The following is a 2,681-nucleotide window of genomic DNA, read 5'->3' on the forward strand; positions in this document are numbered from 1 at the left end:
CTTCTAGGTTCGTTTGAGCACCTTCTTTAGAAGATACTGTTAAACCTTCAATTCCAAGATCACCAACTTTTGCACTTGTCTGAGATGGATCAAATGCAATTCTATCTAAACCTTCATTGTTATTGATACCAATTTGGAAATCCATTTGATCACCAGTTCCATTTAGAAGATCTTTTCCGTTGAACTTAGTAGATTCTGCAATTCTATCTACTTCAGTTACAAGAGATTGAAATTCTAGATCAGTAAACTTTCTCTCAGTATCTCCAACTGTATCCGATGCTGCTTGTACAGATAGCTCTCTTAGTCTTACTAGGATATTTGAAACCTCGTTTAGACCACCTTCTGCTGTTTGTACCATTGAGATCCCATCACCAGCGTTTCTAGTCGCTTGTTGAGTCCCTCTAATTCCAGCCTTTAGCTTTTCACTAATTGCTAAACCTGCTGCATCATCTCCTGCTTTATTAATTCTGCTACCACTAGCCATCTTTTCCATAGAAGCTTGCTTCGATCTTGTTACTCCACCTAAACTTCTTTGTGCTGCTAATGATTGTGTGTTTGTGTTAATTCTTAAACCCATGTTAATCTCCTCGATTCACTTAAAACCTCCTTGTGCTATTAAAGTTTGAAACTCCTTGTCTCAAACTGAACAAAACTGCTACTTACCCCTAAGTAGCAATAACCATAACGGATACTCGGAAATATACTTGAGCATAAAAAGGAAAATTTTTCCTTTTTTTTCAAGTAGTTAACTAAGCTTGTCAGGTATTAAAGATGAGTTTTAAAGTAAGTCTTTAGATTTAGGAGACTTTTAATATCTGATGGATTTGGTAGGTCAGAAACTTTATTTTTCAATGAATAATTCAGAGTGAAATAGTTTGTATTCTCATGAAGGTGTGATTTTTTTGCGCAGACGAGGTCAATATCAATATTTTCACTTTCACAAATAATCGCTAACTTCTTAAGCCGTAATGTGGCCACTATCATCATAAGAAAGTGAATGCCCTGTGAAATATATGTTCCAGATTCTTCAATCTTAATTTCACTATTTAATATATAGAGGTCATATTCAGAAAAATTCTTAACAAGAATCAAGAACGCCCCTGAACTTTATTAATAAGTCCCGTCGTTGAATAACCTTCTTCAAATCTAAGGCTCTTCACTTCACCACCACGAGCAGTAACAATATCGTGGCCAACAATATCTTCTACGGCCCAGTCACCACCTTTAACGAGAACATCTGGTTGAATTCTAGAAATTAGATTATATGGTGTGTCTTCCTCAAAAATAGCGACAGCATCAACCGCCTTAAGATTTTCAAGCATAAAAGTTCTATCGAGCTCGTTATTAACAGGGCGATGATCCCCTTTTAGTCTTTTAACACTTGCATCAGAATTCAAGCCTACAATAAGAAAATCACCTTGTGCTCGAGCTTCATTTAGATAACTCACATGACCCTTATGTAGAATATCGAAGCAGCCATTTGTAAAAACGAGCTTCTTTCCTTCTCTATTTTCTAAGATACTTTCTAGACTCATTACGCTTTTATCACTTTGTTACCTAAGACTTTGTCATCGTACTTAAGTAGATAAGGAAGACCTAAAAGTAGAAGAGAAAAAATTTCGAAGTAAGATCTCTTAATTAAGAAAGAAGCTGGTTCTGCTTTGATCTCTTCAAACTTATTTTTCACTCTTAGTAACTTTTGGCCAACAGTTTGTTGATACCCCATCGAGATACCATAGATATTATAAACTAAGACAAACAAAATTATAGGGAAAGCAATATTGTAGTCGCTTAAGATCATTTGAGTAAAGGCCATCACAGACATTGACGTAGCGACAAACATAATTCCAAATATTGTTCCAAAAATCACAGAACAAATTAATGTATCAACAACCCAACTAAGCAGACGAGCTACCAAATTTGCATCTCTTTCAATTTTAACTTTAAGATCAATATTTCTATTAACTTTTGGCCCAGACTGAGTAGGAGCACTATAGAAAGCTTCAAGTTCTGCTGGAACTTCTTTTTGAACTTCAGTATTACTCATCTGTTCATAAACTTTCTTTTGCACACGTTGATGTACTTGCTGAGTATTTGACCTTGTCTTTTTAAAGTCATCGTACTTGTTATTAAACCCTAAACCATCTGTGATTGGTTTAAATGGGATATCTTCAATTTCAAAATCATCTACATCAAAAAATTTAGGTTTTGTCTTTTGACTGGTATTCTGCCTTAAATCCATAATGACTCCGTTCTACTTTAGGATGACACAATTATCATAATGCGGCAAATTTTCCGTGGATGTAACCGACCACAGCAGAAACAGCATTTGGTGTTCTCAAAATAGGGGTATCAATTTTTAAAGAATGGGCATTCTCTTGCGATAGAATATAATCTTCCTCAGAGTTAGAAAGGCCACCTTCTGGACCAATTACTATTAAATATTTTTGGGATTTATCAACAGAACACTGTTGAAAACTACGAACATTTTTAAGTGTTGTTAGAATGATATAGTCATAATCAGCAAAAGCTGATTCCAATTCTTTTATCGAACTGGCCACTGACATCACATTAGTAAAATAATAGTTATTAGATTGGATAATTGCACTTTCAACAAGTAAATTTACTCTATCAAAGTTCTTAATAGACCATTGAGAATATTCAGCCTCAAAAGGGAGAAT

At 34.8% G+C, this 2,681-nt stretch carries 5 protein-coding genes; all 5 read right to left on the minus strand.

Annotated features, from left to right (window positions below; all coding sequences use genetic code 11):
* Positions 1 to 577: flagellin (locus tag M901_RS07360; RefSeq protein WP_021277565.1), on the minus strand; the 577-nt coding region annotated here is incomplete at its 3' end.
* A gap of 188 nt (positions 578 to 765) precedes the next feature.
* Positions 766 to 1,092, minus strand: coding sequence for a hypothetical protein (locus M901_RS07365; RefSeq protein ID WP_021277562.1), 327 nt, complete (start codon positions 1,090 to 1,092; stop codon positions 766 to 768).
* Complete coding sequence (gene rfaE2 / locus M901_RS07370; protein ID WP_021277564.1) at positions 1,089 to 1,535, minus strand: D-glycero-beta-D-manno-heptose 1-phosphate adenylyltransferase; 447 nt, start codon at positions 1,533 to 1,535, stop codon at positions 1,089 to 1,091. The genes M901_RS07365 and rfaE2 overlap by 4 nt, the downstream gene beginning before the upstream one ends.
* Positions 1,535 to 2,242, minus strand: a complete 708-nt coding sequence (locus M901_RS07375; protein ID WP_021277563.1) for an RDD family protein — start codon at positions 2,240 to 2,242, stop codon at positions 1,535 to 1,537. Before M901_RS07375 ends, rfaE2 begins: the two co-directional genes overlap by 1 nt.
* A gap of 34 nt (positions 2,243 to 2,276) precedes the next feature.
* Positions 2,277 to 2,681, minus strand: a 405-nt coding sequence (locus tag M901_RS07380) for an RsmE family RNA methyltransferase (RefSeq protein WP_021277561.1), incomplete at its 5' end; no start/stop codon positions are given.

The sequence above is a fragment of the Bacteriovorax sp. DB6_IX genome (genome assembly GCF_000447775.1).
In the GTDB taxonomy this organism is placed as follows: domain Bacteria; phylum Bdellovibrionota; class Bacteriovoracia; order Bacteriovoracales; family Bacteriovoracaceae; genus Halobacteriovorax_A.

Excerpts from the sequence above, each read along its gene's own strand:
- rfaE2 (WP_021277564.1), bottom strand. The coding sequence starts at position 1,535 with ATGAGTCTAGAAAGTATCTTAGAAAATAGAGAAGGAAAGAAGCTCGTT.
- M901_RS07375 (WP_021277563.1), bottom strand. The coding sequence starts at position 2,242 with ATGGATTTAAGGCAGAATACCAGTCAAAAGACAAAACCTAAATTTTTT.